General features: G+C 43.1%; 3 protein-coding genes and 17 tRNA genes. All 20 read right to left on the reverse strand.

Translation table 11 applies throughout. The features are described from left to right. Window positions 1–143: 143 nt before the first annotated feature. The 20 genes from JOC28_RS10345 to JOC28_RS10440 all read right to left on the reverse strand — a co-directional run bounded on the left by JOC28_RS10345 (window position 144) and on the right by JOC28_RS10440 (window position 4,626). Window positions 144–1,640 (reverse strand): PcsB-like coiled-coil domain-containing protein, encoded by a 1,497-nt coding sequence (locus JOC28_RS10345; RefSeq protein ID WP_205010606.1) that lies wholly within the window; start codon window positions 1,638–1,640, stop codon window positions 144–146. Between the two features lie 99 nt (window positions 1,641–1,739). Next, the gene (mreD, locus tag JOC28_RS10350; protein WP_205010607.1) at window positions 1,740–2,243 is read right to left on the reverse strand and encodes a rod shape-determining protein MreD; all 504 of its coding nucleotides are present in this window, start codon (window positions 2,241–2,243) and stop codon (window positions 1,740–1,742) included. 1 nt (window position 2,244) lies between these two features. Beyond that, on the reverse strand, window positions 2,245–3,078 hold the full coding sequence (gene mreC / locus JOC28_RS10355; RefSeq protein ID WP_205010608.1) for a rod shape-determining protein MreC: 834 nt from the start codon (window positions 3,076–3,078) through the stop codon (window positions 2,245–2,247). Between the two features lie 61 nt (window positions 3,079–3,139). Beyond that, window positions 3,140–3,227, reverse strand: a tRNA-Ser gene (locus JOC28_RS10360). Window positions 3,228–3,236: 9 nt separating this feature from the next. Beyond that, window positions 3,237–3,310, reverse strand: a tRNA-Ile gene (locus tag JOC28_RS10365). A gap of 31 nt (window positions 3,311–3,341) precedes the next feature. Then, window positions 3,342–3,412 (reverse strand) — tRNA-Gly (locus tag JOC28_RS10370). Window positions 3,413–3,417: 5 nt separating this feature from the next. Beyond that, window positions 3,418–3,490: transfer RNA gene (locus JOC28_RS10375), tRNA-Phe, on the reverse strand. Between the two features lie 8 nt (window positions 3,491–3,498). Further along, window positions 3,499–3,572: transfer RNA gene (locus tag JOC28_RS10380), tRNA-Met, on the reverse strand. 11 nt (window positions 3,573–3,583) lie between these two features. Beyond that, window positions 3,584–3,673: transfer RNA gene (locus JOC28_RS10385), tRNA-Ser, on the reverse strand. 15 nt (window positions 3,674–3,688) lie between these two features. Continuing rightward, window positions 3,689–3,762, reverse strand: a tRNA-Ile gene (locus tag JOC28_RS10390). Between the two features lie 21 nt (window positions 3,763–3,783). Next, window positions 3,784–3,857 (reverse strand) — tRNA-Met (locus tag JOC28_RS10395). Between the two features lie 6 nt (window positions 3,858–3,863). Beyond that, window positions 3,864–3,937, reverse strand: a tRNA-Pro gene (locus JOC28_RS10400). A 6-nt stretch (window positions 3,938–3,943) separates the two neighbouring features. Continuing rightward, window positions 3,944–4,017, reverse strand: a tRNA-Arg gene (locus JOC28_RS10405). 16 nt (window positions 4,018–4,033) lie between these two features. Beyond that, a tRNA-Leu gene (locus JOC28_RS10410) sits at window positions 4,034–4,118 on the reverse strand. 8 nt (window positions 4,119–4,126) lie between these two features. Then, a tRNA-Gly gene (locus JOC28_RS10415) sits at window positions 4,127–4,198 on the reverse strand. A 15-nt stretch (window positions 4,199–4,213) separates the two neighbouring features. Continuing rightward, window positions 4,214–4,286: transfer RNA gene (locus tag JOC28_RS10420), tRNA-Thr, on the reverse strand. A gap of 11 nt (window positions 4,287–4,297) precedes the next feature. Further along, window positions 4,298–4,379: transfer RNA gene (locus JOC28_RS10425), tRNA-Leu, on the reverse strand. A gap of 5 nt (window positions 4,380–4,384) precedes the next feature. After that, window positions 4,385–4,457 (reverse strand) — tRNA-Lys (locus tag JOC28_RS10430). 19 nt (window positions 4,458–4,476) lie between these two features. After that, a tRNA-Asp gene (locus JOC28_RS10435) sits at window positions 4,477–4,549 on the reverse strand. 4 nt (window positions 4,550–4,553) lie between these two features. Next, a tRNA-Val gene (locus tag JOC28_RS10440) sits at window positions 4,554–4,626 on the reverse strand. Window positions 4,627–4,644 lie beyond the last annotated feature (18 nt).

Here is a 4,644-nt window from a genome sequence, read left to right on the forward strand (position 1 = left end):
TTCTTCTCGCTTTGAACGCAACAAAAGAGAGAACCAATTTGATTCTCTCTCGTGCTTAATTATTTAGTCAACCCACTACAGTTGACAAAGAGCCACATTTAGAACAGCAAAAAGAGCCAGGAAGACCTGACCCTTAGTTATAATTAGGGGTAAATATAGTAAACTGTACCGCCGCCCCATGTTGAATCAGTAGGGTTGAATGTTCCACGGTAGTTACCAATACTTTGGTTACCAGCATAGTTAGCTTCCATAACTTGGATAGCAGTTGAGCTTGTCACTGATGTTACAAGAGCAACGTGACCATATCCACCACCATCATAAGGCCAAACGGCTACAGAACCAACTGTTGGAGTTGTACCAACTGAATAACCAGCTGCTTGCGCACTTGCAATCCAGTCTTTAGCATTACCCCAGTTGTTACCAACCCAAGGAGCAAGTGATTTAACTCCCCAAGTACATTGACCAACAGGATATGTGTTTGTTGAATCAGAAACTGTCTTAGTTGATGAAGTTGAACTTGTAGTCGTTGTAGTAGAAGCCGCTGTTGAAGTTGCAGTAGATGTCGCTGCTGCTGTCTCTGATACAGTAGCAGTTTGAGTAACAGCCGCTGTTGAAGTAGCTGCTTGCTGTACAGCAGCCTCACTAACAACCGCTGCTTGGCTTGCTGCTGCAACTGCTGCTTCTGATTTAGCCGCTGCTTCTGACGCTGCTACAGCAGCCGCTTGTGAAGCTTCAGCAGTAGCTTGAACTTCTGCTGCTTGACTTGCTGCTACAGCCTCTGAGGCTGCAACTGCTGCTGCCTCTGATGAAGCCGCTGCTTCTGATGCTGCCGCTGCTTCTGACGCTGCAACCACTGCTGCCTCTGAGGCAACTGCTGCTGCAGATGCCGCTGCTTCTGCCTGTGCTTGTGATTCTGAAGCTGCTTGGCTTGCCGCTACTGATTCTGAAGCTGCAACGCTAGCTGCAACTGACTCTGCAGTAGATTTAGCTGCAACAAGTGACGTTTTCTCATCTTGTGCAGTTGCAAGTTCTGCTTGAAGTGTCAATTGAGCTGCTTCAAGTTCTGCTTGTTGTGTTGCCAATGAAGCTTGGTTAGCTGCAATTGCTTCTTGGTTAGCTGCAATTGTATTAATAGCTTCTTGGTTAGCTGCTTGTTTCTCAGCAAGAGTATTCTTATCAGCTTCTTGCTCAGCAAGCATATCTTCACTTGCTGAAACCACTTCACGAATAGCTACGATACGGCTGATGGCTTCAGAAACTGATTTAGAATTAATGATTGTATTGATATAGCTAGTAGCTGAGTTTGATTTTTGAGCACTACGAGCTTGTTTTTTCAATGATTCGTTACGAGCAACGATTTTTTCTGAAAGTGCTTGAATCTCAGCTGACAAAGCTGCTGATTCAGCTTCAAGTTGAGTATTTTGTGCTTGAAGTTCATCTTGTTGAGATTGAAGAGCACTAACTTGTGATTGAATTGTAGAAACTTGTTCTTGAGCAGCTGTCTGTTGATCTGTCAAATTAGAAATGACACTATCAGCTGCTGCAATCTGACTATCATAGTCATCTGCATTTACTGTTGTAGCAGCAGTACCCAGTGTTACACCACTGACAAGAACTGCTGATAAAATTCTTTTTTTCATTATAATTAACTACTCCTTTTCGATAAGACATTTTATATTTTACCAAAAAAACGCGCAACTAATGTTACGCGAATATTACATTTGTATTTAATAAAATGTCTACTTTTTAGCAGTTTTAGGGACAAATAGGAGCACTAAATAAATGACAACATTCAATAATAATGATGGTGCAAGACTATAAGTCACAAAAGTGAAAAGTGACAAACGAGACAATCCAAACAAGAGCGCCAACCCATATGAGACAAAATCAAAGAAGAAACACACTAGGAAAAATGTCAAACCTGCATAAAATGAATGCTTTAAATAATCTTTCTTCACTAAGTGAAGGAGACTAAGAGAAAATAGCAAAGCCAATAAGTAGATCCCAATAAAATTAAGATAGTAAAGATCTGCTATCAAAAAAACAATAATAAAGCTAGCAGTAATAATATTTGAATCAGTCCCTCTAGCATAAAGATAAATCAAATAATAGAGTAAAAAATGACTGACAAAAATAAAATCTCGACCAGAAAGCTGAGTTAGAAACTGACCAAATTGACCATCAAAGAGAAGTAGAAATAGAGCAAAAACTAAAACAAGCAGAAAATCTTTTACATATTTCACACTAATCACCTACTATAGTTACATATGAAAAATCGTCAAAGTCGACATCACTAGAAACATAAACCTTAGTCTTAAGACTATCTGAGGCAACCTCAACCTTAGAAACCGACCCGAGTGAAACCCCAGAGATGCTTGAACCATCTAATCCACTCGTCACTACAGAGTCACCCACACTAATCGTTGTAGAGTTATTAAGTTGACTAATAACAAAACTCTTTGTCTCACTATCGTAACCAGTCAAAATCCCATAAACATCACCTGATCCAGTTGAGATCTTCATTGAGATACTATTGTTATTTGAAGAGTTAGTCAAAAGTTCAACGGTACTAGAGTTACTAGTCACATCTGACACATAGCCAACCAAACCACTGGAAGAAAGTGCAAGCATCCCTTCCTCAATTCCAGCTTTAGAACCCTTATTAACAGTTACTTTCTCAAGCCAAGATACCGGAGTTCTAGAAACAACCTCTGCACTTGCCTTAACATTAGCAGAAAGAGAAGAATCTAAGTTTAAAAGACCTTCCAACTCCTCAACCTTACTCTCCAAATCAGACGTTTCAACATTTCCTTCTTTCAAAGAAGCGTTCTCACTTTTCAGGGACTGATTCTCACTAAAAGTTGAAAACAGTGAGCTAATATTCCCATTCAAGTCAAGTAAGAATGAAAATGGTTTAGAAATAACAGAATCAACCTTACTAAAAACAGAAACAACTGGAGAGGATAGGCTAGTAAAAACTCCTGTACTATTAACAAGAATAGTAAAAACTAATAAAAAAACAGCCAATGCTGACATAAAGAGAACAATTGTTCTTGAAAAGAAATTCTTCTGCATCATAAAACCCTTATCAAAAGTAAAATAAAAAGTGAGATATCAAACGATAATCTCACTTAAACGACGGAGAATAAGGGATTCGAACCCTTGCGCCAGTTACCCGACCTAACGATTTAGCAAACCGTCCTCTTCAGCCTCTTGAGTAATTCTCCAACCTATTATGGGCACGAGTGGACTCGAACCACCGACCTCACGCTTATCAGGCGTGCGCTCTAACCACCTGAGCTACGCGCCCAAGCTAATGCTTGGTTTCATATAAAATATGAAGCGGGTGACGAGAATCGAACTCGCGACAACAGCTTGGAAGGCTGTAGTTTTACCACTAAACTACACCCGCTTATATGGCGCGAGACGGAATCGAACCGCCGACACATGGAGCTTCAATCCATTGCTCTACCAACTGAGCTACCGAGCCAAAATCTATTGCGGGAGCAGGATTTGAACCTACGACCTTCGGGTTATGAGCCCGACGAGCTACCTAGCTGCTCCATCCCGCGTTAACAATATAAGGAGGATGTGGGATTCGAACCCACGCACGCTTTTACACGCCTGACGGTTTTCAAGACCGTTCCCTTCAGCCAGACTTGGGTAATCCTCCAATATAAGTCATATATGGACCTTGTAGGACTCGAACCTACGACCGCTCGGTTATGAGCCGAGTGCTCTAACCAGTTGAGCTAAAGGTCCAAAGTCATCCATATACTAAAATAGCGGCGAAGGGGATCGAACCCCCGACCTCCCGGGTATGAACCGGACGCTCTAGCCAGCTGAGCTACACCGCCATATTATCGGGAAGACAGGATTCGAACCTGCGACCCCTTGGTCCCAAACCAAGTACTCTACCAAGCTGAGCTACTTCCCGAAATAATGCACCCTAGAGGAGTCGAACCTCTAACCGCCTGATTCGTAGTCAGGTACTCTATCCAGTTGAGCTAAGGGTGCTCATTATTAAATTTTATGCCGAGGACCGGAATCGAACCGGTACGAAGTAAACCTTCGCAGGATTTTAAGTCCTGTGCGTCTGCCAGTTCCGCCACCCCGGCCTCACCAAAGCGAACGACGGGATTCGAACCCGCGACCCCCACCTTGGCAAGGTGGTGTTCTACCACTGAACTACGTTCGCAACTTATTTAGTTAATGCCGGCTACATGACTTGAACACGCGACCCTCTGATTACAAATCAGATGCTCTACCAACTGAGCTAAGCCGGCTAATCTCTATATGCGGGTTAAGGGACTTGAACCCCCACGCCGTTAAGCGCCAGATCCTAAATCTGGTGCGTCTGCCAATTCCGCCAAACCCGCTATAATGACCCGTACTGGGCTCGAACCAGTGACCCATTGATTAAAAGTCAATTGCTCTACCAACTGAGCTAACGAGTCATACAATCTCTTCGATTGACGGTCCCGACGGGAATCGAACCCGCGATCTTCGCCGTGACAGGGCGACGTGATAACCGCTACACTACGGGACCTATATGGGAGTTAACGGGATCGAACCGCTGACCCTCTGCTTGTAAGGCAGATGCTCTCCCAGCTGAGCTAAACTCCCATTGCTAAGCGACTTCCA

Source organism: Streptococcus loxodontisalivarius (genome assembly GCF_016908645.1).
GTDB classification, from domain to species: Bacteria; Bacillota; Bacilli; order Lactobacillales; family Streptococcaceae; genus Streptococcus; species Streptococcus loxodontisalivarius.

Bases quoted from the DNA above. Each gene is read 5' to 3' on its own strand.
- mreC (WP_205010608.1), bottom strand. From the start codon at position 3,078: ATGATGCAGAAGAATTTCTTTTCAAGAACAATTGTTCTCTTTATGTCA.
- JOC28_RS10345 (WP_205010606.1), bottom strand. From the start codon at position 1,640: ATGAAAAAAAGAATTTTATCAGCAGTTCTTGTCAGTGGTGTAACACTG.